Origin of the sequence: Dactylosporangium sp. NPDC005555, assembly GCF_040605635.1 — a bacterium.
Lineage (GTDB): Bacteria > Actinomycetota > Actinomycetes > Mycobacteriales > Micromonosporaceae > Dactylosporangium.
Genome location: NZ_JBEXDG010000087.1, coordinates 1 through 23879 on the forward strand (window position 1 = coordinate 1; position 23879 = coordinate 23879).

The 23879-nt window shown below is 72.7% G+C and carries 23 protein-coding genes; 18 read left to right on the top strand and 5 right to left on the bottom strand.

Going from position 1 to position 23879, the window contains the following annotated elements; all coding sequences use genetic code 11:
* The 3 genes from ABZS58_RS47260 to ABZS58_RS47270 all read right to left on the bottom strand — a co-directional run.
* On the bottom strand, positions 1-237 hold a 237-nt coding region (locus ABZS58_RS47260; protein ID WP_354791030.1), incomplete at its 3' end, for a discoidin domain-containing protein.
* Positions 238-539: 302 nt separating this feature from the next.
* Positions 540-1127, bottom strand: coding sequence for a helix-turn-helix domain-containing protein (locus tag ABZS58_RS47265; protein WP_354790989.1), 588 nt, complete (start codon positions 1125-1127; stop codon positions 540-542).
* Between the two features lie 142 nt (positions 1128-1269).
* Complete coding sequence (locus ABZS58_RS47270; protein WP_354790990.1) at positions 1270-1920, bottom strand: hypothetical protein; 651 nt, start codon at positions 1918-1920, stop codon at positions 1270-1272.
* A 916-nt stretch (positions 1921-2836) separates the two neighbouring features.
* Between ABZS58_RS47270 and ABZS58_RS47275 the strand changes: the two genes are divergently transcribed.
* The 7 genes from ABZS58_RS47275 to ABZS58_RS47305 all read left to right on the top strand — a co-directional run bounded on the left by ABZS58_RS47275 (position 2837) and on the right by ABZS58_RS47305 (position 12254).
* Complete coding sequence (locus ABZS58_RS47275; RefSeq protein WP_354790992.1) at positions 2837-3697, top strand: hypothetical protein; 861 nt, start codon at positions 2837-2839, stop codon at positions 3695-3697.
* Between the two features lie 197 nt (positions 3698-3894).
* Positions 3895-4242: a pilin gene (locus ABZS58_RS47280; protein ID WP_354790994.1), complete on the top strand. Its 348-nt coding sequence runs from the start codon at positions 3895-3897 to the stop codon at positions 4240-4242.
* On the top strand, positions 4242-5579 hold the full coding sequence (locus tag ABZS58_RS47285) for a conjugal transfer protein TrbL family protein (protein WP_354790995.1): 1338 nt from the start codon (positions 4242-4244) through the stop codon (positions 5577-5579). Before ABZS58_RS47280 ends, ABZS58_RS47285 begins: the two co-directional genes overlap by 1 nt.
* A gap of 84 nt (positions 5580-5663) precedes the next feature.
* Positions 5664-6614, top strand: coding sequence for a PrgI family protein (locus ABZS58_RS47290; RefSeq protein WP_354790996.1), 951 nt, complete (start codon positions 5664-5666; stop codon positions 6612-6614).
* A 47-nt stretch (positions 6615-6661) separates the two neighbouring features.
* Positions 6662-8572: a DUF87 domain-containing protein gene (locus ABZS58_RS47295; RefSeq protein WP_354791031.1), complete on the top strand. Its 1911-nt coding sequence runs from the start codon at positions 6662-6664 to the stop codon at positions 8570-8572.
* Entirely contained in the window at positions 8569-11166 is a 2598-nt protein-coding gene (locus ABZS58_RS47300) for a DUF87 domain-containing protein (protein ID WP_354790998.1), read from the top strand. Before ABZS58_RS47295 ends, ABZS58_RS47300 begins: the two co-directional genes overlap by 4 nt.
* Positions 11167-11276: 110 nt before the next feature.
* Positions 11277-12254 (top strand): replication-relaxation family protein, encoded by a 978-nt coding sequence (locus ABZS58_RS47305; RefSeq protein ID WP_354791000.1) that lies wholly within the window; start codon positions 11277-11279, stop codon positions 12252-12254.
* A 327-nt stretch (positions 12255-12581) separates the two neighbouring features.
* On the opposite strand, the gene ABZS58_RS47310 is transcribed toward ABZS58_RS47305, so the two are convergent.
* Positions 12582-12863 carry an HIT domain-containing protein gene (locus tag ABZS58_RS47310; RefSeq protein ID WP_354791001.1) on the bottom strand — a complete coding sequence of 94 codons (282 nt, stop codon included), beginning with the start codon at positions 12861-12863 and terminating at the stop codon, positions 12582-12584.
* A 177-nt stretch (positions 12864-13040) separates the two neighbouring features.
* On the opposite strand from ABZS58_RS47310, the gene ABZS58_RS47315 reads away from it, so the two are divergent.
* Both ABZS58_RS47315 and ABZS58_RS47320 read left to right on the top strand, forming a co-directional pair.
* Complete coding sequence (locus ABZS58_RS47315; protein WP_354791003.1) at positions 13041-14246, top strand: helix-turn-helix transcriptional regulator; 1206 nt, start codon at positions 13041-13043, stop codon at positions 14244-14246.
* Positions 14247-14407: 161 nt separating this feature from the next.
* Positions 14408-14725, top strand: a complete 318-nt coding sequence (locus tag ABZS58_RS47320; RefSeq protein ID WP_354791004.1) for a hypothetical protein — start codon at positions 14408-14410, stop codon at positions 14723-14725.
* 93 nt (positions 14726-14818) lie between these two features.
* Here ABZS58_RS47320 and ABZS58_RS47325 read toward each other — a convergent pair whose 3' ends face one another.
* Positions 14819-14941 (bottom strand): hypothetical protein, encoded by a 123-nt coding sequence (locus ABZS58_RS47325; RefSeq protein ID WP_354791006.1) that lies wholly within the window; start codon positions 14939-14941, stop codon positions 14819-14821.
* A gap of 4 nt (positions 14942-14945) precedes the next feature.
* On the opposite strand from ABZS58_RS47325, the gene ABZS58_RS47330 reads away from it, so the two are divergent.
* The 9 genes from ABZS58_RS47330 (at position 14946) to ABZS58_RS47370 (ending at position 23826) form a co-directional block, all read left to right on the top strand.
* A complete protein-coding gene (locus tag ABZS58_RS47330; protein ID WP_354791007.1) occupies positions 14946-15593 on the top strand; it encodes a flavoprotein in 648 nt (215 codons plus the stop codon).
* A gap of 605 nt (positions 15594-16198) precedes the next feature.
* Complete coding sequence (locus ABZS58_RS47335; protein ID WP_354791009.1) at positions 16199-16924, top strand: hypothetical protein; 726 nt, start codon at positions 16199-16201, stop codon at positions 16922-16924.
* A 101-nt stretch (positions 16925-17025) separates the two neighbouring features.
* A complete protein-coding gene (locus ABZS58_RS47340; protein ID WP_354791011.1) occupies positions 17026-18033 on the top strand; it encodes a GGDEF domain-containing protein in 1008 nt (335 codons plus the stop codon).
* 99 nt (positions 18034-18132) lie between these two features.
* Positions 18133-19164 (top strand): DUF4192 domain-containing protein, encoded by a 1032-nt coding sequence (locus ABZS58_RS47345; RefSeq protein ID WP_354791013.1) that lies wholly within the window; start codon positions 18133-18135, stop codon positions 19162-19164.
* A 198-nt stretch (positions 19165-19362) separates the two neighbouring features.
* On the top strand, positions 19363-20052 hold the full coding sequence (locus ABZS58_RS47350; protein WP_354791015.1) for a GGDEF domain-containing protein: 690 nt from the start codon (positions 19363-19365) through the stop codon (positions 20050-20052).
* A gap of 154 nt (positions 20053-20206) precedes the next feature.
* On the top strand, positions 20207-21343 hold the full coding sequence (locus tag ABZS58_RS47355; protein WP_354791017.1) for a hypothetical protein: 1137 nt from the start codon (positions 20207-20209) through the stop codon (positions 21341-21343).
* Positions 21340-22287 (top strand): DNA-processing protein DprA, encoded by a 948-nt coding sequence (locus ABZS58_RS47360; RefSeq protein ID WP_354791019.1) that lies wholly within the window; start codon positions 21340-21342, stop codon positions 22285-22287. Before ABZS58_RS47355 ends, ABZS58_RS47360 begins: the two co-directional genes overlap by 4 nt.
* Positions 22284-22601, top strand: coding sequence for a hypothetical protein (locus ABZS58_RS47365; RefSeq protein ID WP_354791020.1), 318 nt, complete (start codon positions 22284-22286; stop codon positions 22599-22601). The genes ABZS58_RS47360 and ABZS58_RS47365 overlap by 4 nt, the downstream gene beginning before the upstream one ends.
* A 181-nt stretch (positions 22602-22782) precedes the next feature.
* Complete coding sequence (locus ABZS58_RS47370) at positions 22783-23826, top strand: DUF4192 domain-containing protein (protein ID WP_354791022.1); 1044 nt, start codon at positions 22783-22785, stop codon at positions 23824-23826.
* The last annotated feature ends 53 nt before the right edge of the window (positions 23827-23879 follow it).

The window sequence follows — 23879 nt, forward strand, 5'->3', positions numbered from 1 at the left end:
GAACTCCAGCAGCGAGTAGCCCCACGCCGTGGCACGGGTCGTGCCGTTGATGCGCACGTAGCGGCCGGTCGCGGCGAGCGCGGTGTTGTCGTCGATGCCACCGTCCCCGCCGGTCACCGAGCGCACCGTCGTCCAGGTCGTCCCGTCGGCGGATGTCTGGATCTGGTACGCCGAGCCGTACGCGGCCTCCCACGTGAGCTTCACCCGGCCGATCGCATAGGACTGGCCGAGGTCCACGCGGACCAAGCCTGAAACTCCTCAACAGCCGCCCGGTCGACAGCGGTCGGATCATCCGCCGCACCTGCAGTGTCCTCCTGTTCACCGAGGTACCGCGCCAACTGCACGACGGCCAGGAGGTAGTTGTAGCGGGTCGTGTCTGGGTGGTTCGCCGCGCGCAGGGTGCGATCCCAGTCGCGCAGATATTGATCGTAAGCTAAATGAGCCGTGATCATTCGGCGGCGTAGCGGACTTCCGGCTTGCCGAACAAGGCTTTCACGACATCGGGCGGGTTCTGTCGGCGGCGCAGGTGCCGGCGGTCGTCATTGCGTCCCGCCGAGCCGCTCGCTGCGGCACGTGCCGCAGTTCGCCGCGCCCTGCTGGGGATGCCAGTTGCAGCGGGGCACACCGGGCATCAGCGGTGATGCGACGCCACCGGGCCTGGGTGCGTCGCGCGCGTCAGGATCGTTCTTTGACGTACTGGACGTTCGGCGGGCGCTATCGCGTCCGGGGTCCCCGGTACAGGGCTTGTCCGGGGTCCCCGGCACGCCGTCCCCGCGGGCGTTGCGCCCCCGGGCGTTTCGCCCGGGAGGGGCGGGCTGTTCGTCCACAGGGTTGTTCACATCTTCGTCCACAGGTGTTCGGGTGCCCTCCGGTGCTGGCCTGCGCATCCGGACGGTGTACCGGTTCGCGCCTCCGGGACCGGAAGCGATCCCGACGAGGAGGTGCCCGCCGACTTCGAGGCGGCGCAGGACCCTGCGTACGGTCCGCACGTCGATCCGGGTCTTGCGGGCCAGGGTGTGCAGCGACGGCCACGCGTTGGTGCCGTTGTCGTCGGTGTTGTCGGCGATCGCCAGCAGTACCAGGCGTTCGTTGCCGCTGACCGGGCTGTGGTCCCACACCCAGCTCATGACTCGGATGCTCATTGGTCTCCCCCACGGGATCTGGTCGGTGTCGTAGGTGGCTGCACGGTGGCCGCCTCGTGTTGACGGTCGGAACATCGGCGGCACGCCAGGCCGCGGATGTTCGCCGGTCGATCGGTATGGCCGGGGTTCAGATCGGCCGGTGGCGCGCGCCGGTACGGCGTCGTGAGCGGGTAGGCCGCTGGCCGGCGTTCCTCGGACGTGCGTGCGGGTCCCGGCCGGGCGGCGCGAAGATCAGCACGTGCCGGTACGGGTTCAGGTTCGTTCCGGCGGTGTCGGGCGCTGGATTCAGTCCGCTGCTGTCGTCGTCCGGGACGGTGAGGTCGACGACGACGATGTGCGCGTGCAGCCGGAATCCGGCTTCCTCGGCTTCGGTCAGCAGCCGCCACCCGTGGGTGCCGTAGCTGTCCTCTGACGGCCGGATCGGTAGGGTGACGATCGTCGACCCGTGCCTGGCGACGAGGTCCTCACAGGCCGCGAACAGGATCTCGGCGTCGCCCGGCAGCCGGCCGGGTGGTGGTTGCGGCCATGTGGTGACGAGGATGCCCACGCGGTTGCCGAGGTGGTCCAGTCCGGCGAGATCCGCCAGGCGTCCGACCTGATGGAATCGGCATCCGGCGGCTCCGGCCACGCCCGCGAGGTGCGGATCGTCGCCGACCATGACGATCGTGTCGCCGACGGTGGCGAACGTCGCGACGAGCATCGAGGCGAGCCGCGCGGTGCCGCCGCTGATGCCGGTGCGCGGATGGTCGAGCCGGTCGGGGTCCGCGACGCGCCACAACGTGATCGGTACCAGGTCCGACCCGCCCGTCGTCCCCGGTGGTGGTGGTGGTGTTCGTGGGGATGTATGGCGGTCCCGGCGGGAGCGTCCGGGAACTCGTGGATCCCGCGGCGAGGAGTTGGCATTCACGTGATGACATGGCCCAACCAGATCGCTGTTGGTGGCTGCTGAGCCTGACGCTGGTCCAACCGGGGGCAACCGGCCCGGTACCGGCTGAGCCGTTGGCCAACGCGTTGGCCAACGGGTTGACGGCGGTTCCGGCTGTTGCGCAACGGGTTGACCAGCAGCGTCGCCCGGAATGGACACGGGTTCCAGGTCCGGCACGGCTCCGGGCACGGCCGACTGCCGCCGCGACGGAAACGGCCAACATTCGTTGCGTCTGTTCCTGTGCCGCTGCGTTACCTGATGTCTGTCCTGCACGGTTCCGGACCGTCGGCTTCTGTGCAGCGGGCTGCTACGGTTCGGCCAACGGCGTGCGACACGGACGCGTCGGGAACGGGACCGCACACGCGGACGGGAACGCGGTGACGTTCCGACCCCGCAGCACGGCGCCACGGAACGGTTCGTTCCCGGCCGATCTCAGACCGGCTGCCCACCAGGAACCGGAGCCGTTCCGTTCCCGGCACTTGCGGAACGAATGCCGACGCCGCTCCGTTCCCGCCTGCAGCTGGGCGGTACCGCAAGCGCGGGGAACGGGAACGAGTGCCGTCCGTTCCGGTCGGGCGGCATGCCGCGTTCCGCTTGGGTGGTCCGGAACCGGTTGGCCAACCGGCGGCGGTACTGGCGCAGGCCGCTGCCTCGAGGGGTGCTGCCGCTGTCGGCGGGTTGGGCAACGGGTTGGGTTGACGTGCATGAATGTGCCCGATCGCTGGGCCGCGAAGGTGCCTGGCGCACCGGATGTGGATCGGGGACTGGGATGCGATCTGGATGGTACGTGCCGCAGACGGCGCTGACCGCTGCGGGCCGGGCGTTCGAGTTGTTGTCGTGCGGGTCGGCGCCGGTGATGTTGGACTGCCGGGGTGTGTCCGGGGTGCCGCAGCGGCTGGTGTCGCTGCCGGAGTTGCGGATGCTGCTGCTGGACGACGGTGTGCCGCGGACGGTCCGGGATGCGGTGTGGCGGGTGCTGGTGGTGAAGGCCCGGTGTGACGGTCCGCTGTGGCGGCTCGTCGCGGTGGGGATGGCGGTGCCGGGTCTGCGGCGGGTCGCGGCGGTGTTCGCCGGGAACTGGTGCGGGGACGTCGCGGACCGGGACTCGGAGGTCCTGGCGGGTTTCCTGTACCGGCTGGGAACGGTCGATCTGGACCGTCCGCGGATCGCCGGGAGGCTCCTGGACGCGGCGGAACGGGCGGTGAAGTCCGCGATGCAACGGACCGCGGAACGGGCGGTGGAGTCGGTGTTCGTGCAGGACGAGGAGCGCACCACGGTCGGGGCATGGGTGCCGGGTTCGACGCCGCCGCAGCGGCCGTGGGGGCATCCGGACTGGGTGCTGACCCGGGCGGTTGCGGCGGGGGTGATCGGCGAGGAGGAGTGGACGTTGATCGCCCGGACGCGGTTGGAGGGGTGTTCGGTGCAGTCGGTCGCGGCGGCGCTCGGTGTCGATGCCGGGTTGGCGGCGGCGTGGCGGCGCCGGGCGGAGCGTGACCTCGTCGCGGCGATCCTCGGCGGCGAGCTCGATCATGTGCCGCTGTCGCCGGCCGCGAAGGGCCGGGCACGTCGCAGCGGTTCGGTGCCGGCGATGTCGGCGCTGTCGGCGCTGTCGGCGATGTCTGCCGCCTGACCGCGAGCAGGGGGCGCTGGTTGGGTGCCGGTTGCCGCGGTGATCGTCGCGGCGCGCTGGTTGGCCGCCCAACCGGGGCCATGGGTGGGCAGGAAGCAGGGCCGCGCTGCTGTGGGTGCTGTTTCCGGCGTCCCACGTGACGTCTTCCGTCCGCTGCGACGCCCCCGGATCAGCCGAGGGTGGGAGGTGTGTCATCCATGTACCGCACCGTCGTCCGAGTCACCGCCAGAGTCACGTTCGTAGGAGCCGTCACCACCGCTGTGTTGGTGTCGGGTGGGCCGGTGTACGCCGGGGAACCTGTCCGGCTCGCTGTCAATGACCTGCCGACCGTCATCTCGAACCTCACCAACACGGTCACGACGCTGCTGGCGGCAGTCGCGACGCTGTTCCTCACGATCGGCGGGTTCCGGCGGGTGACGTCCGGCGGTGACCCGGCGGAGGTGGAGAAGTCGAATCAGGCGTTGCGGTCCGCGGCGATCGGCTACGCGCTGGCGGTCATGTCGCCGGTCCTGCTGACCCTGTTGAAAAGCATTGTGGGCAGCTGATGGGCGACTTCCTGATCGGCGAGGTCGTCTCTGGTCTGCTGACGGTCGTCGCCGCGACTTTGGAACTGTTGTGGGGGTTGCTGGCCGGTACGGCGTTCACGACTCCGGACGTGTCCGGCCTGCCGCAGGTCACCGCGGTCTCCGGCCGGCTCATGGTGATCGTGAACGTGTCGTTCGGGCTGGTGATCGTCGCCACCGGGTTCGTGGTGATGGGCCGGGAGACGGTCCAGTCCCGGTACGGGCTCGCGGAGCTCGGGCCGCGGCTGGTGATCGGCTGGGTCGCGGCGAATTTCGCGACGCCGCTGTGTGGCTGGCTGATCGGCTTCGCGAACAGTTTCACGGAGGCGGTGACCGGTGCCGGGATCCGGCCGCAGGAGGATCTGCGGCAGTTGACGGCGGTGCTGGTGTCGTCGATGTCGAACGTGACGGACGCGTTCCTGGCCGTGGTCATCGCGGTCGTGCTGACGGTCCTGACGGGCATGCTGCTCGTCGGGTGGATCGTGCGGACGGGTGCGTTGATCGTGGTGGTGTGTGTGGCGCCGATCGCGTTGGCGTGTCACGCGTCGCCGTTCACCGATGGTGCGGCGCGGCTGTGGTGGCGGTCGTTGACGGTGCTGCTGGCGACGGTGACGTTGCAGGCGTTGGCGTTGCACGTGACGTTGACGGTGTTCCTGGACCCGCACGCGAACCTGCCGGGGATGTTCCTGCCGAAGGACCCGACCGGTGACGGCACCGTCAACTTGCTGGTGATCGCGTGTCTGTTGTTCGCGATGCTGCGGATCCCGGGTCTGTTGCGCCGGAACCTGGGCGGCGGCGGCCGGCAGCAGAACGTGCTGGGTGTGGTGCTGCGGATGGCGGTCATGCAGCGGGTCACCGGGCTGCTGCGGCTGCCCTTGCAGACGCTGGGCGTCGGCCGGGCGGCGCGGCGGACCGCGTCGGCGGCTGCGGGTGGTGCCGGGCGCGGGCGGGGTGTCGCATCGGCAGTGTTGTCGTACTGGCGGCCGCGGATGCCGAGCCCGTTGCCGGTGTCGCGGCTGGGGTTGAACCGGTCGGCGGCCTCCGCTGCCCTCGCGGGTCAGTCCGATCCGCCACGCGGCGGCCCGGGTGTTGCCGACCGGCCGGTGGCTGCGATGGTGCGGCCCCGCCGGCCGGTGGCGCCGGGGGTGAACCCAGCGACGGCGATGCCGCGGCAGCGGCCCGCGTGGCAGACCCGGACCGCGTCACGGGTCGCGCCTGCAGTGCCGCCGGGGGTGACCCCGGCGACGGTGATGCCGCGGCAGCGGCCGACGTGGCAGGTCCGCAACATGCCGGGGCGGGCGCCACGCCGCACCCGCTGACGGGCCCGCGCACCAACGTGTGTGACCGCCGGGTGGTTGCCGTGCGGTGTTGCTGTTCCCGACGTTTCGGAAGGACGTGTGCTGATGGATGCCGACCTTGAGGTCCGCGCCCGGATTCCCGCCGATGTGGAGGCACCGGACCGGATCGTGTTCAATCTGACCGCGCGGCAGGCGGCGATCCTCGTCGTCGCTGCCGCGGCCGGTTACCTGATGGTCCGGGCGTTCGGTGCGCTGCTGCCGATGCCGGTCCTGATCCTGCTGCTGACACCTGTGGCGGGTGCGGCGGTGACGCTTGCGTTGGGTCGCCGGGACGGGCTGCCGCTGGACGTGTGGGTGTGGGCGGCGCTGCGGTACCGGCGGGCGCCGCGGCACCTGGTCGCGGCGGCGGTGCAGCCGCCGCCGGTGTGGGCGCCGGATGTTGACGCGGCGGCGGGTCCGGGGCCGGGGATGCTGCGGCTGCCTGCGGACGCGATCAGCGCCGGCGGTGCCGTCGATGTCGGCGGCGGCGCGGTCTCTCTGGTCGCGGCGACGACGGTGAACGTCGGCCTGCGTACCGGTGCGGAACAGGCCGCGCTCGTCGCCGGGTACGGCCGGTGGCTCAACGCGTTGACCGCGCCGGTGCAGGTGGTCGTGTCGACCCGCCGGGTCGACCTCGCCGCCGCCGCGGACCGGCTCCTCGACGCGGCCGCTGACCTGCCGGAGGCGGCCCTCGCCGACTGCGCCGCCGAGCATGCCGAGTTCCTCCTCGACGTCGCTGAGGCCCGGGATCCGTTGTGGCGCACCGTCACCGTCGTGTGCACGGCACCTGCGGGGCGGGGCGCTGCGGTGGAGGCGGTCCGGCGGGCGGAGCACACGGCGGCGGCCCTGGCGGCGCTCGGCGGCCGCACCCGGGTCCTGGACGGGCCGGCGGTCGCCGCGGTGCTGACCGCGGCGGTCGACCCGTTCACGCCGGTCGACGCCAGCTGGCCGCGGGCGCTGCCGGAGCAGGCCGTGACCGGCCCGGTGCGTGCCACTGGTACGGCGGTGCCGCGGTGAGCGCCCCGGCGGCCCAGCAGCCGCGGCGTGCCTGGCGGCCGGTCGGTATGCGGAACCTGCTGGCGGCGGTGACGGGACGGTCGACGGCGGGCGGGGGCACCGCCGATCGCACCGGACCAGGTCTCGCGGAACTCGTCGGCCCGGCAGCGGTCGACGTCACCGCGCACCATCTGCGGGTCGGCGGCGGATACACGGCGACGCTGATCGTCACCGGGTACCCGCCGGAGGTCGGCATGTCGTGGCTGGAGCCGATCCTGGCGTGGCCGGGCCGCCTCGACGTCGTGCAGCACATCGAGCCGGTCCCGTCGGTGACTGCGGCGGCGCGGCTGCGGCGGCAACGGGCCCGCCTCGAGTCGAACCGGCGGTTCGACGCCGACCGCGGTGGTCTCGGCGACCCGGTCGTCGATGCCGCCGCCGAGGACGCCGCGGACCTCGCCGACCGGGTCGCCCGCGGCGCCGCCCGCCTGTTCCGGGTCGGGCACCTGCTGTGTGTGCACGCCGCGTCGGAGGCGGAGCTGCGGGACGCGGTCGCGGAGGTGCAGGCGGCGGCCGCGTCGGTGCTGCTGGACACGCAGCCGGCGACGTGGCGGCAACTGCAGGCGTGGACGAGCACCCTGCCCCTCGCCGTGGACAGCATCGGCATGCGCCGCATCGTCGACTCCGACGCGCTCGCCGCGGCGTTCCCGTTCGGCAGCCACGACCTGCCGGCGCCGCTGCCCGGTGAGGGCTCCCCCGCCGGTGGTGTCCTGTACGGGGTGAGCCTCGGCTCCAACGGCGTCGTGTGGTGGGACCGGTGGCGGCAGGACAACCACAACAGTGTCGTGCTGGCCCGGTCCGGCGCCGGGAAGTCGTACCTGGTGAAGCTGGACACGCTGCGGTCGCTGTACGACGGCGTCCACGTGTCGATCATCGACCCGGAAGGTGAGTACCTGCGGCTCTGCGACGCCGTCGGCGGCGTCGCCGTCGAGCTCGGCGCGGCCGGGGTGCGGGTCAACCCGTTCGACCTGCCCGCCGGCGACCGGCGCCCGGACGCGTTGCAGCGGCGGGCGATGTTCGTGCACACCCTCGTCGGGGTGCTCCTGGCGGAGCAGCCGCCAGCCGGGGAACGCGCCGCCCTGGACCGGGCGGTCCTGGCCGTGTACCGGGCGGCGGGGATCACCGCGGATCCGGTGACGTGGGACCGGACACCGCCGGTGCTGCGGGACCTGACCGGTGTCCTCGCCGCCGACAGCGACCCAGCCGGGCCGGCCCTGGCGGTCCGGTTGCAGCCGTGGGTGGACGGGTCGTTCAAGGATCTGTTCGACGGGCCGAGCACCGTGCAGCCGGTTGGGCAGCTGGTGGTGTGGTCGGTGCGGCAGCTGCCGGACGAGCAGCGGGCCGTCGGGATGCTCCTCGCCCTCGACGCGATCTGGCGGACCGTCGACGCGCCGACCGCCACCGCGGGTGCTGCGGCGGGCGCCGGGCATAGTGGTGTCGACGTGCGGCGGCTCGTCGTCGTCGACGAGGCGTGGACGCTGCTGCGGGAGGGTGAGGGCGCCCGTTTCCTGTACCGGCTGTCGAAGGCGGCCCGGAAACGGCGGGCCGGGGTCGCGGTCGTCACGCAGGACGCCGCGGACCTCCTCGGCTCCGACCTCGGCGCGGCGGTGGTCGCGAACGCCGGCACGCAGGTGCTGCTGCGGCAGGCGCCGCAGGCGATCGAACAAGTGGCGGACCAGTTCGCGTTGACGGCCGGGGAGGCCCGGATGCTGCTGTCCGCGGGGCGCGGTGAGGCGCTGCTGCTCGCCGGTTCGCACCGCGTCGCGTTCCAGGCGGTGGCGTCGGACCTGGAGCACGAACTGTGCTCCGGCATCGCCGACCAAGCACCCCCGCACCCCGACACCGACCCCGGCACCCACGCCGACACGGACACCGGCATCGGCTCCGATGATGACGGCGATGACGGCGGGGTGCCGTGGTGACGGCCGCAGCGTTCATCACGGCGGTCGCCGGGACCGTGGCGAGGTCGTGGCCGTGGCTGCTCGCCGGGACCGCCCTCACCACGACCGCGGCGGCCGGCGCCGTGCGGGTCGTCGGGGAGCGGCGGCACCGGCGGCTGCTCGCCGGCGCACGGCAGGTCCGGATCACGCCCCCGCCGCAGGTCGACCCGGCAGGGGTCGTCGCCTGGTGGGCAACGGTCCGGGAACTGCTGACCGTGTCGGCGTGGCGGCGGCTTCGGTACGGGGCGCCGCACGTCGCGATGGAGTACCGGTGGGCGGGCCGGGCCCTCACCGTCGTGGTGTGGCTGCCGGGGACGGTCCCGGCCGAACCGGTCGCCGGTGCCGCGCACGCCGCGTGGCCGGGCTGCTCGGTGACCGTCGCCGACGCCGGCTCCCCCACCCCGACCCCGCCGGCTGTCACCGCTGCCGGTGGCGCGCTCACCCCGGTCCTGCCGGCGTGGTATCCGCTGCTCGTCGAGCACGGCACCGACCCGATGCGGGCCGTCATCGCCGCTGGCGCCGGGCTGCGTGGCACCGAACACGCCTGCGTGCAGGTCCTCGCCCGGCCGGCTGCGCCCGCGCGGGTGCGAGCACTGCGGCGCGCCGCCGTCGCGGTACGGACCGGGCGTACCCCGACCGGCGGCGTCCTCGACCCGCACGTGTGGCTGAGAGCCGTCCTCGACACCGTCACGATGCTGCTCGGCGGCGCCGGGGCCAAGCCTGCCGGCGGGCAGCGCACCGGCAGCGACCCGGTCCGCGACCGCGACGCCCGGCCCGCCGTCGACAAGGCCGTCGGCCCCCTGTGGGAGGTCGCGGTCCGCTACACCGTCACGGCCCCTGCCGGTCAGCGCGGCAGCGGCCGTGAACGGAAAGGGCAGGACGGGCACAGCGGCCGTCTCCGCACCCTCGCGCAGGGGTTCGCCGCCGGGTACGGCGTCTACGGCGGCCGGAACCGGCTACGCCACCTGCCCGTCGCCGAACCGGCGGCGGTCGTCGCGGGACGCCGGTTCCGGCGCGGGTTCCTGCTGTCCGCCGCGGAGCTCGCGGCGCTCGCCGCCCTCCCGACGGACGTCGCGGTCGCCGGCCTCGAACGAGCCCGCGCCAAGGCCGTGCCCGCGCCGGTGGCGGTGCCCGCCGGCGGACGCGGCGTGAAGGTCCTCGGCCGCGCCGAGGTCGGCGGCCACGCCGTCGGTGTCCCCGTCGTCGACGCCCGCCAGCATCTGCACGTCCTCGGCGCGACCGGGTCCGGCAAGTCGACACAGATGTGCCACATGGTCCTCGACGACGTCCGCGCCGGCCGCGGCGTCGTCCTCATCGACCCGAAGGGCGACCTGGCCCTCGACGTGCTGGACCGGCTACCGGCGTCCATGGCCGGGAACGTCGTCCTCATCGACCCGGACCAGCCCGACGGCGCCACCTTCAACCCCCTCGAAGGGTTCGACGACGACCTCGTCGTCGACAACGTCGTCGCGATCTTCTCCAAGATCTTCCAACGGCACTGGGGCCCCCGCATCGACGACGTCATGCGCGTCGCGTGCCTGACGTTGATGCGCCGCGCGAACGCGACCCTGACCCTCGTCCCGCCGCTGCTGAACAACAAACAGTTCCGGGCGCAGTTCACCGCCGACCTCGACGACCCCGAAGGCCTCCGCGGGTTCTGGGAATGGTACGAGTCGACACCGGCGACCCTGCGCGCACAGGTGATCGGGCCGGTCCTGGCCCGGCTGCGGTCGCTGCTGCTGCGCGACTTCGTCCGCCGAACCATCGGCAACCCGCACTCCAGCTTCGACATGGGCGAAATCCTCGACGGCGGGCTGCTCATCGCCCGACTGCCGAAAGGGCAGCTCGGCGAGGAAACCGCGAAACTCATGGGCTCCTTCGTGTTCGCGTCCGTGTGGCAGGCCGCGACAGCACGGTCGAAACTGCCGGAGGCGAAACGCCGCGACGCCGTCTGCTACGTCGACGAAGCCCACAACGTGCTGAACCTCGCCGGGTCCGTCGGCGACATGCTCGCCGAGGCCCGCGGCTACCACCTGTCCCTCGTCCTGGCCCACCAGACCCTGTCCCAGCTGCCCCGGGAACTGCAACTGGCACTGTCGGCGAACGCCCGCAACAAGCTCATCTTCGCCTGCTCCCCGGAGGACAGTCACCAGCTGAGCCGGCACACGATGCCGGAACTCGACGAACACGACCTGACCCACCTCGACCGGTACACGGCCGCGGTGCGGCTCGTCGTGGACGCGGCACAGACCCCGGCGTTCACGATGCGGACCCGCCCGCCGCTGCCGGTCCTCGGCGAGACGACCGCGCTACGGCAGGCCGTCGCCCGCGCCAACACCGACGGCCGCGCCGCCCGCACCCGCATCCCGCGGCGCCGCGGCGGCCCGGACCGGCGGGTCCGGTCCGTCGACCCCGACGAGTACGCCGACGAGATCACCGCCGACCTGACCACCGACCTGGCCACTGCCGGCCCTGCAGACCTGGACCGCGACGGAACCGCTGCGGGACCGGCGGCGCTGTCCGGCGTCGAGCAGCTCGCACGGCGGTCCGGGACCACACCCGGCGACACCGCATGAGCCGCCACAGGGTTGGGCGTGGCCCCGGGCGTAGGGGTGGGCGGACCCCCAGGCGCCCCGATCCGCGCCGACACGCACCCAACCGACCCCAACAGTGCAGGTAGGAGCCCATGACCGACGACACCGGCAAAACCCGAGATGTCCTCCAGGGGGACATTTCCCGACCGGGGGTACGACGCTCACAACCACCACCGAACCCGCAGCAGGCGCGCTGGGCATCGCTGCGCGCCCTCGCCCGGCGCCTCGAACCACGCGACTACACCCTCGCGCACCTCCTCGACGAACACCGCACCCTCACCACCGAACAGATCACCCGGGTGCTGTTCACCGCCGTCCGTACCTGCCGCAACCGGCTCACCGTCCTGCGGCGGCTCGGGTTCGTCGCCTGGTTCATCCCGCTGCGGCACCGGCGGCGGCCGGCCGCGACACACTGGCTGCCGGGTCTCATGTCCGCCCGGTACGTCGCGCTGTCGCGCGGGCAACACCCACCGACGCCCCGAGCGGTCCGGGAACTGCAGGACCGGATGGTCGTCAGCCCGCAGCTGCAGCACACCGTCGGCACCAACGGCGTCTTCGTCGGGCTCCTCGCCCACGCCCGGACCCTGCCCGGCACCCGCCTGACCCGCTGGTGGTCAGGCGCGCACGTCACCGCCGCGATCGGCGGCCGCCTCTCCCCCGACGGGCACGGCGTATGGCGCGAGGACGGGCACACGGTCGCGTTCTACCTCGAGTACGACACCGGCACCGAGACACTGTCCACAGTGGCCGCGAAACTGTCCGCGTACCGGCGCGTCCAGGACCTCGGCGGGCCGCTGTGGCCGGTCCTGTTCGTCCTGCCGGGCCAGCAGCGGGAACGGAACCTGCGGCAGCGGCTCGCCGCAACCGGCACCTACGGTGTCATCGTCGCGACCACGACCCAGGACCGGGTCGACACCGACCCCGCGGGGGCGATCTGGGCCCTCACCGACGAACCCGGACCCCGCCGCAGGCTCGCCGAACTGCCGTCAGAGCCCGGATCGCTCGGACCGCTGCACCCGGGACCGGCAACACCGGACCAGGACCCGCTACGGTTGCTCCTCGACCCGTGACCGCCGCAGTTCCCGCGCCCACACGCAGTTGCCCAACCTGACCCCAGACGCAGCCGCCTCGATCGCGGCCCCGCGGACCCGCTGGGTGTTCGTCGCCGCGCCGGTCGGCGCGCGCGGGACGGCGCTGCGGTACGGCGACGCCGGAGATCGGTGCCGCCGACGGGCAACCTGGCGGGGCGCCCGGGTGTGCTGCTCCTCGACAGGGAGAGGTCAGGTGGACGCTCAGCAGGACGACAGCTTCAACGAGTTCTACCGCATGGCTTCGTCGGTGACTTCGGGACCATTCTCGGCGCGTCTGGACCCCACCGCATGAGTGGAAGTCTTCAGTCAGTCCGTCGAGGTGATGGCATCTTTGATCGCTTGCGCGTCGCTGTCGAGGAGCGACCTCTCGCGTTCCGGCGAGCCGGCCTTGAGGGCCCAGCCGTCTTCCGCGTAGCGAGGGATGACGTGGAGGTGGAAGTGCAAGACCGTCTGGAAGGCGACTTCGCCGTCACAGACGAGGACGTTGGCTCGACAGTATCGGGTCAGTATCGGTGCGCTCGGCGCTGCTGTCGGCCTGGCCCGAGCCGCGCAAGCCGCTCCCGGCCGACCACTGCACGTGAACGACATCCGCTATTCATCAAAGCTGGTACGGAATAACTCTCCATTTGGAAAGCAACGTCGATCTTGAGCTGATTCGCTGGATCGATCCGTTCGCGCAGGTAAGCAGGCCTGCCAGGTGTAGTGCATTCCGTCGATGCGGAGTAGCTTTACGGTAAAGGCAGAGCCACTATGGGGAGGCCGGCGATGACCACCGAAAGCGCGGACCTGACGCCGGGCGGTCGTCTGCGAGCCGCTCGCCGACGGCGTGGACTGACCGTCGAGGCGGCTGCCGCCCTTGTGGGCCGGTCGGTTGGGTGGCTGAAGAAGATCGAGAGCGGCGAGCGAGGGCTGCCCCGCGTGGCGGAACTCGTCCGGCTCTGTGAGGTGCTGCGGGTCGGCGACCTCGCCGAGATCACCGGTGACACGTCCACCAAGACCCTCACCGCGCTCGGCCGCCCGACGAACGACACCCTCCCGCCGATCCGTACCGCGCTCACCGCCTACCGCATCGGCGCAGACGACGAAGGCACGACAGAGCCGCTCGACTCCCTCCGCAGCAGGGTCGCGTCGGCCTGGCACGTCTGGCACACGTCGGCGGCGCAACGAACCGACGTCGGGCGCCTCCTGCCCGGTCTGCTCACCGACGCGCAGCGCGCGTCTGCCGCCGGCCGGCCGGAAGCGCTCGTGATCCTCGCGGACGTCTACCACCTCGCACAGCAGATGCTCGCGAGCTGGGCGGAGCCGGAGCTGGTGTGGGTCGCGGCCGATCGCGGCATGGCCACGGCGCAGGCATCCGGAGACCCGCTCGCGATCAGCTCCGCCGCGTGGTGCGTCGGGAACATGCTCCGCGCCGTCGGACGCATGGAAGAGGCAACGGATCTCGTCCTCGACGCGTCCGCTTCGATCGCGGACGACGTCCGCCCCGAGGCCAGGACGATGCGCGGGGCGCTCTTCGCGCACGCGTCCGTGTCTGCCGCGAAGGAGTACTCCTACGGCGACGCCTGGCGGTACTGGGACCAGGCAGGACAAGCGATCACGGGAATCGGCGACTACACACACCCGTGGACCGTCTTCGGCACGACGAACCTCGCGATCCATGCCGTGTCCATCGAGGTCGACTCCGGGCGGCACCGTGAAGCGGCGGAACGGTTCGACCGCTTGGAGGTCAGTGGGGTGCCGTCGCGCGAGCGTCAGGCCCGAGCACTGGTCGAGGGCGTCCGTGCACATACGGCGGGCGGTTCGGACCTCGCCGCGCTCCACCTCCTCCAGCGCGCCGAGAAGATCAGCTTCGAGTCGCTGCAGTACACGGCCCCGGTCCGGTCGATCGTGCCGAAGCTCGTTGCGCGGGCGGGCGCCTCGACCCGCGACGAGTTCGCGGAACTTGCGGGCCGTCTCGCCGTCGCCGCATAGCCCCGGGGAGGGTCCGGCCCCGTTCCGGGGCCATCGCTCTGTAGTCGCGCCCCTACTTTCGGTCTAGAGCTGGAGATCCAGTTCCCGAAGGCAGGGGTGCGGTGGCCGTGACGGCGGTTGTCGCGCCCCATCCATCACAGGCTCGGCGCCAGGAGGCAGATGTGAGCACCCATTACCACCCGGATTGGTGCGGCCTTGCCGCATGCACGGCGTACGGCGTGAGCCACGACCCCGGGGGTCTCCTTGAGCGGTGGCATCGTTCCGAGCCGCTCGTGATCAAGACCAACGATCCGACCGCCCGCCTTTTCGTCCACTGGTTCGCCGAGGCGGACGGGTCGGACGAGCACCTCGAAGTGTCGATGCTGGAGACCTCCGACGAGCAGCCGTGGTACCTGACCGATCCGGTTCCGGGCAAGGAGCTCCTCCTTCCGCGATGGTCAGCCGACAGCCTGCTCCTGGGACTGTCGAAACTGATGTGAGGGCGCGGGTACGCAGCCCTCAGCGGGGTCAGACGCGAGAAGGGTTGCAGGGCGGGCCACTGGTGGAAGGCCGGTGGCCCGTCTCGGCCACTCTCACCGCCGACGGCGTCCGGTCGCGACGATCACGCCGCCGAGGGCGGTCAGCAAGCCGGCCACAGCACCGAGCACGATGGCAACGCTGTCGATCGCCCCGCTGAGCACCAGGACGACGATCATTTCGATGCTCCGCTTCACCGTCTATCTTGCAGAGATGGCGGAGAGCACCCTCATTGGCGGCGGTCTGACCCTCGTGGCCACGGGCATTGTGCAGGACGCCCCGGGAGCGGGGAAGCTCCTGTGTGTCGTCGTCTGCGGCGCCGGGCCCGCCCCGCGCGTCGGAGCGCTCATCGGCCTGGCCCAGGCCGCCGGCTGGTCCGTTCGTGTCGTCGCGACACCGTCAGCCGTCGGGTTCCTCGACACGGCGGGGCCGTCCGCTGGGTACGGCGTCGATGTCCGCAGCGAATTCCGGGCAGCGGCTGGCGGCGGTCCGCGGTCGCCGCATGCGGACGCGGTGATCGTCGCGCCGGCGACCTACAACACGATCAACAAGCTCGCGGCGGGCGTCAACGACACGTACGCGCTCAACGTGGTCGCCGAAGCGATCGGACGAGGCACCCCGGTGGTGGTCCTGCCGTTCGTCAACGCGGCGCTCGCCGCACGCCGGCCGTTCGTCGCAGCGGTCGAATCTCTGCGTTCCGAGGGCGTCCGCGTGCTGCTGGGGCCCGGGCAGTGGCAGCCGCACGAACCGGGCAGCGGCGACCGTCACCTGGCCGCCTTCCCGTGGCGTGCGGCGCTGGCCGCCCTGCCTGCCGTTCCGGACGTCGCCTGATTGGCGTTGCTGAACGCAATCACGACCCTGCAGCACCCAACCAGAGCCCCAACCAGGGCGGCCGGCAACCAACTGGGCTGCTGTTGGCCCGGTTCTGGTTGGGTGCGGCCGGTACGGTGAAGCCTCACTCACCCCCACCACCAAGTTCCATCCGCACGTCCCGGGCCATGCCCGGCCTCGGTGTCTCCGCACCAGCCCACCCGCCTTCCAGGCCGGTCGGCGCGGCCAGCCACCCGGGCCCATCGCCCACCAGCACCACCGACCACCGCATCACCCAGGCAGCGCCCTGAACGTTCCCGGCGCGCAACCATGCGACCGGCAGCGCGCTGTCCCCGGGCCTGTCAGGCCCGCTGGTGCCGTCGCCGGCACCCCACCGCAGGTCCCCTCCGGTCACCCCGGCATCCGCCGCTGACCAGGAGCGGCCCTGCCCGACGGCATGTGACAGTCCACCGCGGCCACCGAGCCGTGTGACGCCGCCGCGGTGTCGGCTGACGTCCGTCGTGGTCCGCCGCTGCGCGTGACCGCTCACCGAACGATCACCGCCCGGGACGTGACCGTCCGGGCGGTCGATGCCGCATGCCCACCCAACCGCAAGGAGGAGCACCATGCCCATCCGGCCCCAACCCACCGTCACCGTGCTGCCGGCGGAGATCCTGGCAAGGACCGTCGTCGTGGCGTTGCCCGCCGGCACCCCCACCGCCGACCTGCTCGCGGCAGCCAACCGCCGCGTTGCCGCCGCGGGCCTCGCCTCACTCGGCGGTGTCCCGTATTTCCTCGCCCGGCCCGGCCGGTCCCGGCATCTGCTGGACCGCTGGCACGGGCTGACCACCGGCGCGGCCGTCGCCCGGCTCGACCTCGCCGGTATGCGGCAGCGGTCGGCGTTCGCGGCGACCATGCAGTGGCGGTGGTGGCGGTACGTCACCGCGTCGACCCCGACCGCCAGGTCGTGGACGGAACTGCGGGACCGCTCTGAGCAGGACCCCGAGAAGTACCCGCTGCACCGGGCGCAGCGCGACTTCGCCGGGCAGCCGCGGATCGTCGCGATGCAGGCGCACAATGCGCTGCCGCGCCAGCAGTGGCCGCTGCCGCCGTCGGAGCTCGAGCTGTTCCAGGCCGGGGAACTCACCTACAGCACCGTCGCCTGGCTGTCGGCGGTCCCCGCCGACGGGCTCGCATGCCCTGACGGGCCGCTGCTGCAGCCGCACAGCCGGCGACTCGCCGACCGGATCACGTATCTGCGGCTGGCGAACGCGCACCTGGACCGGCTCGGCCCGGACGCGGCGCTCGTCGCGGTCGTCGTCACCGGCCCGTACCTGCCGCTGGACGACTGAGTCCTGCGCATGTCCTGCAAGTCAAGGGAGGAATCGTCATGCACCGAATGTCATCCACCGCACCGGCGACATCAGGCGGTGCGCGGCCGCGGGATCCGGGCATGCTGCCGGTGGTTCTCGCCGTCGTGCAGCTGCTGCCGCTGATGTGCGGCGCCGTGCTGCTGCTGCAGTTCCGGCACAGTTTTACCGGCACTGTCGCCGCGTTCGCCGGTGTCGCGGTGTTCAGTGTTGCCGCCGGGTTCTGCGCCCGGCGATGGTACGTGCGTGCCGCTGTCGCCGCGGTTCGGGCCGCTGTGCGGCAGGAAGCGCAGGACGCGGCGCTGGCTGCGGCCCGGGACCCGTTGACCGGGCTGCCGACCCGCGCCGCCCTCGAGGTGGCTCTCGCGGACGCGGATGCGTCCGGGGCGCCGTTCACGGTCGCGTTGATCGACGTCGACGGTCTGCACGATGTCAACAGCCGGTGGGGGCACGCCGCCGGCGACCAGTATCTGGCCGCGATCGCCGGTCGTCTCGCCGCTGCCGTACCGGCGCAGGGGCGGATCATCCGGCAGGGCGGCGACGAACTGACCGTCGTCGTCGCCGGCAGCGACGCGGCCGGGCTCGGTGACCGGATCACGGCGGCCCTCGCAGCACCGGCGACGGTCGCCGGTCGTCGGCTGCCGTTGCGGGCCAGCGCCGGGATCGCTGTCGGCGGCACCACCGGCACCACCGCGAGCACCACAGCCGGAACCTCAGCTGCCACCACAGCCGGAACCGCAGCCGGCGTGTCCGGCGACGCCCGCTACGTACTGGCGTGCGCGGACGCCGCGATGTACTCGGCGAAGGACGCCGGCGGCGGGCAGATGCTGCTGTACCGGGCCGACCGCGACGGCCGGCCGGCGCTGGACGGGACCCGTCCCGCGGTCCGCCGGCGCGACAGCCGGCCGGCACCCGACGTCGACGTCCCCGGTTCCGGCGGGCGGCGTCTGCCGGTGTACCTGACCGGCGCTGAACGGCACCTGTTGCGGCGGCTGCTGCACGACGTGACGGCGTATCCCGGCGACGTCGGGTTGCAGGCGCGGCTGCGGTCCATCGCCGGGCGGCTCACCCCCAGTACTGGCGGTCGCTGACCGGCTGGCGGCTGCCGCCTCATCGGCCCGCAGCAGCGAGCCGATCCCATCGTTTGACCCGTGCCCGCGGTCCACGACCGCCGGCCAGAGAGGACCGACATGTCCATTCCATCGAAGCGGCTGCGGCTGAGCAGCCCGGCGGATCTGCTCAGTGCAGTCCCGTACCTGATCGGATACCGCCCTGCGGACAGCATCCTGTGTATCGCGGTCAGCCGGGGCCGGGCCGTGTTCTACGCCAATACGTTCCTGTCGCAGATCGCCGTCGACGTCCCGGGTGAGGTCGCCGCTGCGGCAGCCGACATTGCGGCACGCACCGCAGCCGAGGGCGACACCGCCGTTGTCGTCGGCTACGGGACATCGGATCAGGTCGACGCCGTCGTTGCGCAGTTCCATTCGGCGCTGGCCGCGATCGGCGTCAGCGTGCAGGTGGTGTTGCGGTCCCTCGAGGACCGCTACTTCTGCCTGGACCCGTACTGCGGTGGCTCCTGCCCGCCGGACGGCACCGGCTACGACGCGGTCGCTTCGAGCGTCGCTGTCCAGCTCGTCGTGGACGGGCACACCGCGTTGCCCAGCCGGGCTGCGATGGTCGCGCTGCTCGACCCGGTCGGCGGGGCCCGCCGTGACGAGATGGACGCCGCCTGCCGCTCGGCGTCACGCCGCATGCGAGCGATGCTCCCCGACGCCGACAGATCAGCCGGTACGGACGAGCGGGTGCCGCGGGTGGCGCCGCAGCACGTCGTCGACGCGGGCATGGCAGCGCTGCACGACGCGTTGGACGCCGCCGCGCACGGACGGGTCCTGTCCGACGACGAGGTCGGCTGGCTCGCCATCGCGCTGCTCGTCCCGGCCGTCAAGGTGGCGGCGCTGCAGCGCAGTACCGGCGACGCAGCGCAGCAACAGTTGTGGACCGACGTCGTCCGGCGGGCCACACCGTCGTTGACCGTGGTCCCGGCGGTCCTGCTCGCCAGCACCGCGTACCACACCGGAAACGCGGTCCTGGCGCGTATCGCCGTGGACCGGGCGCTGCAGATCGAGCCCGGAGACGGGTTCGCGCAGATCATTGACCTCGCCCTGCAAGGCGGGGTGCGGCCGCCGGCCTGGCGGGCGGCGCTGCAGGCAGCCACCAGCTGATCTCCCCTGTGCACAGCCGGGGCCGGACCCTGACCAGTTCCCCGGCACCGGCCGGCTGACCCGGTCGGGATCGTCCGGGTCCCGATGCACCACCTGGATCGCCTGCCACCCGGCAGGTCTGCACATCCTCGCGATGGATGCGGACAGCCGGGAGACCGGCCGTCCGCATCCTCCCGTCCGAACGGAGGTGTGGACGTCATGTCCACCGCACAGTCCACCCCGCACGTGCTCATCGTCGCTGTCCTCGCCGCCGCCGTCCTTGCCGCGGCCGCCGCGGTCACCGGCCTGTGGGTCCGCCGTCGGACCACCACCCGGTGCACCAGCGAACTGCGGAGCATCCGGCAGGCCGCGTACCGGGACCCGTTGACCGGGCTGGGCAACCGGGCCGCGTTCCACCGGCTGATGGCGCAACCACACAGCCGCCGCAGCACCGTCATCCTCGTCAACATCGACGATCACCGCCGGCATCTGCGGGCGGTCGGCGAGCGCGCGTTCGACGAGGCGATCACGCTGATCGCGGGCCGCATCCGGTACGAAGCGGCTATCGCGGGCGCGCACGCGTTCCGGCTGCGCCGCGACGAGTTCGCCGTCGTCGTCCGGGCCGCCGGCGAGCAGCACGACGCCGCGCACCGGCACGGATCCCCGGCAAGCAGCGACGACGGTGCGGGTGACCTCGCTGGGCGGCTCGTCGCCGCCGTACCAGCCGCCACCGGCACCACGGGCGGCCCTGCGATCGTCCGGATGCGTGCGCGGGCCGGAATCGCGACCGCGGCCGGGCACGACGAACCCGACGGCCGTCTCGTCCTCGCCCACGCCGACATCGCGTTGCGGTCCGCGAAACGCGGCAACGCAGCCTGGGCACGGCATTTCGCGGTGCCGTCCCAGTGACCGTCTGAGCTCCACGACCCGCGAGCACCTGCACCGCGGCGGCGTTGCCGTCCGGTGCAGGTGACTCGACGGTCCCACCTTGTGCCTACGGGCAGGTTGGGGCCGGCGGGTCCCAACCTGCCCGCCGCCACATGGCGGGGACAGGAGGCCAGACATGGCCACAGCAGCACCGTCCGGTACCGCACCGGACACCACAACCATCAGAAGCGCCAAGAGCACGGCCGGCCGCCGCACCACCCAGCGGTCCGCGTCCAGCGGCGGGCGCATCGCCCAGCTGGACGAGTTCCAGGCGGACGTCGACGCCCGGCTCGCCGGCATGGCCAGCGACCCGCGGCAGTGGGTCGAGTTCGTCGAGCAGGTGGCGGCGTTCGGCGCCCGCTACAGTGCACAGAACCAGCTGCTGCTGCAGATCCAGGCGACGCAGCGGGGCATCACACCACGGTTCTTCCTGCCCTACGGCGGGAAGGACGGCACCACCGGCTGGCTGGGGCAGGGCCGGCAGGTCCGCCGCGGCGAGCAGGCGTTCCGTGTCTGCGCGCCGATCCTGCGCCGCCCGACCGAACAGCAGGCCGCCGAGCTGGCCGCGGCCGGCAGGCCGGTGCTGCGGGACGCGGCTGGGCGGCCGGTCAAGCAGGTCGTCGGGTTCCGGGGCGAGTCGACGTTCGAGCTGAGCCAGACCGACGGGGCGCCGTTCGAACCGCCGACGGTCGCCCGGACCCGCCGGAGGTTCGTCATCGGCGGTCGTGTGCCGCAGCCGCTGACCGGCGACGACCCGACCGGTGTCCTGCCCGACCTGGTCGCGTTGATCGAGTCCGCGGGGTATGCGTTCGAGTTCGTCCCGCCCGGGACCGGGTATCTCGGTGACGCGGACGGTGTCACCGTCTTCACCGGTTCCGCCGACGCCGGCGGTGTACGGCTGGTGCAGGTGCGCGCCGACGGCAGCGCCGCGCAACGCGTCGCGGCCACCGCCCGCGAACTCGCCCGCATCCGCTGCGGCCACGTCACCGCGCCCTTGTCCGATGAGCGGCTGCACCGCGGCCGGGCGGAGACCGAGGCGGAAAGCGTCGCGCACGTCGTCTGCGCCGCGCTGGGGTTCGACACCCGCGACTCCAGCGACGCGTACGTGCTCGGCTGGGCCGACGGTGACATGGACGTCGTCCGGTCGTGCGCGGACACCGTGCGCCGCGTGTCCCGCAGCATCCTGCTGGACCTGACCCCAGAGGAACCCGCCGACGACAACACCGAGGCCCCCGAGGTTGCCGAGGTTGCCGCCGTGGGGGTGACCGCGTGACCGCGATCGACGACATCCGCGCCGCCCGGGCCGCGCTGGGCTGGCTGTTCGAACCGGGCGACCCGGCGATGGTGGCCGCGGTCCGCCGGTACGGGCCGGTCGAGGCCCTGGACCGGCTCACCGCGACCACAGCAGACGGGCAGCAGCTGCGCCACGAGGTGCGCCACCTCGCCGGGCCCGCCCGGACGCTCGCCGCCCGCGCCGTGCAGGACAGCTCGGCGTGGTGCCGGGTGGTGATCCCCGAGGACGTCGAATGGCCGACCGGCCTCGACGCGCTCACCGGCGACGGTGGACTCGACCCGGTGTGCCTGTGGGTCCGCGGGTCCGCCGACCTGCCGGTGCGGGGCACGTCGGTGACTGTCACCGGCGCCCGCGCCGCCACCGCGTACGGGCACCACGTCACCACGGAACTCGCCTATGGTGTCGCCGGCCTGGACCGGCTCGTCGTGTCCACCGCCGACCACGGTGTCGGCGTCACCGCGCTGCAGGCCGCGGCCGCCGCCGGCGGGTCACCGGTCGCGGTGCTGTCCTGCGGGCTGCAGCACCTGCACCCGGCCGCGAACACCCGGACACTGCAACAGGTCGCCGACGGCGGGCTACTGCTGTCGGCGTGGCCACCGGACGCCCGCCCGGCCCGGCAGCGGTCCAAGACGGGCCGGACGGTCCTCGCCGCGCTGACCGGCGGCACCGTCGTCGTGGAGGACCACCCCCGCGGTGCCGCGCTCGACGTCGTCCGGCACGCGCTCGGGTACGGGCGGGCCGGGATGCTCGTGCCGGGGGCGGTCACGTCGGTGATGTCGGCGGGCTCCAACGCGCTGCTGCGCGACGACCCGCGGGCCCGGGTCGTCTGCACCGCCGACGACATCATCCGCGAGCTCCGCGCCCAAACCGCTGACGCCGACGACACCGACGATGCCGGCGACCGGCCGGGCGGCGGCGGATGACCGTCCCTGCCGGCACCGGGCCGGCCGGGTGGCGGGTGCTGTACGTGTCGATCCGTGGTCACCGGTACCTCGTCGGCAGCCCGACCGTGCACCCCGTCGACACGGTCCCCGTCAGCGTCGGGCGACGGTTCGCGTCGTTCGGCGACATCGACCGGTTCGCGCGGCGGGACCTGCGCGGGCTGAGCGCGCTGTGCAGCGTCGAGATCGTCGACGACGGCGGCAGCGTGGTACGGCGCGGCACTCGCAGCGGGCACAACGGCACCGGCAACCGGTGGACGTGGCAGGACACCACCACGGTCCACCGGCAGCAGTAGTCCCACGAGGCCGCACTCCCGGCGCAGCACCGGCGACGCCATCTTTTCCGACGCCGGCAGCGATGGCCCGGGGCCACACCCGTGTCCGTCCAGCTGACAGCCCGGACGCAGCACACATCCCTACCGGACCGACCCGGCGGCCGTGTGCCGCCGGGTCGCACCACACCACAAGGAGCAGCACATGACCGAACCGCACCCGCGCTGGCAGCTCGAGTCCATCCCCGACCTGCTGACCGCGGTACCGCACCTGCTCAACACCGACCCGGCCGGCAGCGCCGTCGTCATCGGGTTCCGGGATCAGCGCATCCACCTCGTCGCCCGGCTCGACCTGCCCGATCCGGCAGACCTGACAGACCTGGACACGACACCGGGAGCCGCGCCGACGCTCACCCAGACCCTCGACATCCTGAACATGATCGCCGCCGAATGCTCCGACGACGGCAGCCGCGATGTCGTCGTCGTCGGGTACGGCGACGCCGAGCCGGTGCAGGTGTTGTTCGAACTCGCCACGACGGTGTGCACCATCTACGACCTCACCGTCAGGCATCTCGTACGGGTCACCGAAGACCAGTACGTCGAGCATGACCCGCACCTGCCCGCCGCTGCCACCCGGGCTGCGGCCCCGTTCACCCCGCCGGCCCGGACCGGCACCCCGTCCGGTACTCAGCATCCGGCGTCTCCGGGCCCCGACCTGGCAGCGGCCGTCGCACCCGTCACCGGTGACGCGGCAGCAGCGATGCGGACGGCGTTCGCTGAGGTCAGGTCCCGGCTGCGGACCGCCATCCTCGACATCCGCCTGCGGCCGGGAACCGTACCGCCGCAGTCCACCGAGGAGGCCGTCGCCGAAGCCCTGCGGCGTCTCGGCCGCACCGCGGTCGACGCAGCTGCCGCCGTCAGCGAACAGGGCGGGACGCTCGACGACGATGCCGCCGCCGAGCTGATCGTTCTGGTGGGCAGCGCCTCCGTCCTCGGCATCGCGCACCAGCGCACAGCCACCGATGACGACCAGTACCTGCGGATGTGGCTGGACCTGACCCGCCGGGCGGCCCCCGGTTTCGTGGCCGGTCCTGCCTGCCTCGCCGCCTGCGCGGCGTGGCGCACGAACCAGCCGGAGCTCGCAAGGGTCGCCGTGACCCGAGCCCTGGACGACGACCCGCACGGGACTGTGGCCGTGTTGGCGCACCTGCTCATCGGCACCATCACGCCGGACGCGGCACCGCAGTAGCTGCCCGGCACCACCCGTCGCCGCCGTTACGGCGGTCGCGGTCCCACACCTCG

Bases quoted from the DNA above. Each gene is read 5' to 3' on its own strand.
- ABZS58_RS47365 (WP_354791020.1), top strand. From the start codon at position 22,284: ATGACCGTCCCTGCCGGCACCGGGCCGGCCGGGTGGCGGGTGCTGTAC.
- ABZS58_RS47290 (WP_354790996.1), top strand. From the start codon at position 5,664: ATGGATGCCGACCTTGAGGTCCGCGCCCGGATTCCCGCCGATGTGGAG.
- ABZS58_RS47305 (WP_354791000.1), top strand. From the start codon at position 11,277: ATGACCGACGACACCGGCAAAACCCGAGATGTCCTCCAGGGGGACATT.
- ABZS58_RS47280 (WP_354790994.1), top strand. From the start codon at position 3,895: ATGTACCGCACCGTCGTCCGAGTCACCGCCAGAGTCACGTTCGTAGGA.
- ABZS58_RS47355 (WP_354791017.1), top strand. From the start codon at position 20,207: ATGGCCACAGCAGCACCGTCCGGTACCGCACCGGACACCACAACCATC.
- ABZS58_RS47325 (WP_354791006.1), bottom strand. From the start codon at position 14,941: ATGATCGTCGTCCTGGTGCTCAGCGGGGCGATCGACAGCGTTGCCATC.
- ABZS58_RS47285 (WP_354790995.1), top strand. From the start codon at position 4,242: ATGGGCGACTTCCTGATCGGCGAGGTCGTCTCTGGTCTGCTGACGGTC.
- ABZS58_RS47330 (WP_354791007.1), top strand. From the start codon at position 14,946: ATGCTCCGCTTCACCGTCTATCTTGCAGAGATGGCGGAGAGCACCCTC.
- ABZS58_RS47275 (WP_354790992.1), top strand. From the start codon at position 2,837: ATGCGATCTGGATGGTACGTGCCGCAGACGGCGCTGACCGCTGCGGGC.
- ABZS58_RS47315 (WP_354791003.1), top strand. From the start codon at position 13,041: ATGACCACCGAAAGCGCGGACCTGACGCCGGGCGGTCGTCTGCGAGCC.
- ABZS58_RS47265 (WP_354790989.1), bottom strand. From the start codon at position 1,127: ATGAGCTGGGTGTGGGACCACAGCCCGGTCAGCGGCAACGAACGCCTG.
- ABZS58_RS47295 (WP_354791031.1), top strand. From the start codon at position 6,662: ATGCGGAACCTGCTGGCGGCGGTGACGGGACGGTCGACGGCGGGCGGG.
- ABZS58_RS47340 (WP_354791011.1), top strand. From the start codon at position 17,026: ATGCTGCCGGTGGTTCTCGCCGTCGTGCAGCTGCTGCCGCTGATGTGC.
- ABZS58_RS47350 (WP_354791015.1), top strand. From the start codon at position 19,363: ATGTCCACCGCACAGTCCACCCCGCACGTGCTCATCGTCGCTGTCCTC.
- ABZS58_RS47370 (WP_354791022.1), top strand. From the start codon at position 22,783: ATGACCGAACCGCACCCGCGCTGGCAGCTCGAGTCCATCCCCGACCTG.
- ABZS58_RS47345 (WP_354791013.1), top strand. From the start codon at position 18,133: ATGTCCATTCCATCGAAGCGGCTGCGGCTGAGCAGCCCGGCGGATCTG.
- ABZS58_RS47310 (WP_354791001.1), bottom strand. From the start codon at position 12,863: ATGTCGTTCACGTGCAGTGGTCGGCCGGGAGCGGCTTGCGCGGCTCGG.
- ABZS58_RS47335 (WP_354791009.1), top strand. From the start codon at position 16,199: ATGCCCATCCGGCCCCAACCCACCGTCACCGTGCTGCCGGCGGAGATC.